Source organism: Moraxella sp. (assembly GCF_024227015.1).
In the GTDB taxonomy this organism is placed as follows: domain Bacteria; phylum Pseudomonadota; class Gammaproteobacteria; order Pseudomonadales; family Moraxellaceae; genus Moraxella.
The window spans coordinates 1-1,031 of record NZ_JAAELD010000057.1 but is presented as its reverse complement, the minus strand read 5'-3'; the positions used below and the strand labels follow the sequence as shown (position 1 = coordinate 1,031).

At 49.8% G+C, this 1,031-nt stretch carries 1 protein-coding gene and 1 pseudogene; both read left to right on the top strand.

All coding sequences use genetic code 11. From position 1 onward, the window contains the following. On the top strand, positions 1-206 hold a 206-nt coding region (locus GY683_RS01170; protein ID WP_297287010.1), incomplete at its 5' end, for a DNA adenine methylase. Positions 207-333: 127 nt separating this feature from the next. Beyond that, positions 334-588 (top strand): annotated as a pseudogene (locus GY683_RS01165) (transposase); the annotation flags it as partial. Between the last annotated feature and the right edge of the window lie 443 nt (positions 589-1,031).

Sequence of the window (1,031 nt, the reverse complement as noted above, 5' to 3'; positions counted from 1 at the left end):
AGCATAAGGCCTATTGCGAGGTATTTGCAGGGGCGGCCTGGATCTTTTTTCGTAAAGAGCCGAGCAGATACGAGGTTATCAACGATCTGGACAGCGATTTAGTTGGTTTTTACAGGGTGCTGCAAAATCACCTGGAGGAGTTCTTAAAGCAGTTTAAATGGTGCCTGGCCTCAAGGCAGTGGTTTGAAGACTGGAAACGTCAGTAGACCGTCGGTGGCCTGACCGACATTCAACGCGCTGCACGCTATTATTATCTGCAGCGCATGTGTTTTGCAGGCAGGGTTAGGGGCCGCAGCTTTGGAACCAGCCCAATGAGCCGGCCGCACATCAAAAACATTTGAGGCGCTCGATTGGCTGGCCCAACTGGTGACCCACATCCCCAATAAGGGCGAGCAGATGGTTCGCTATTACGGCTACTACTCAAATAAATCCCGGGGCATGCGCAAAAAAGCCGGTAGCGATGATCAGGTGCCGGCCTTGGTCGAGTCGGCTGTGTCGTCAAAGGCATTTCGTAAAAATTGGGCGCGATTGATACAAAAAATTTATCAAATCGACCCGCTGCTGGGCCCAAGTGCCAGGGGTCGATGAAGGTTATTTCCTTTATTGAGGATGATACGCTTATCAAGAAAATATTGATGCATCTTGGGTTGTGGCAAACCCGCATCCACGACTCGCCGCAATCAAACAATGCGCATACCCCCCACCATTGAAATGGAACTGACCTACGACTACACATATTCGCAGCTGCCACCCATCGATTATTGGACCCAATAAGGGATCTTGTTAATGGCCAAATCTTATCTGGAGGCCATAGCGTATTGCTGCGTCCAAAATCAGCCTGTTTGGGGTCTTGGGCAAGGCGGGGATGTTGATTTCCAGGGGCAGACTGCAATGAGCGCGCAACGGTAAACCTACCAATTGTGCCTTGCACAACATGCTGTATTGATAGCGTTATTGGCACACAAGCGTCGGCTGGGTATACTCAGCGGCGTAAAAAGCAACTTCTTATCTCTTTATCTCTTTTTATCTCT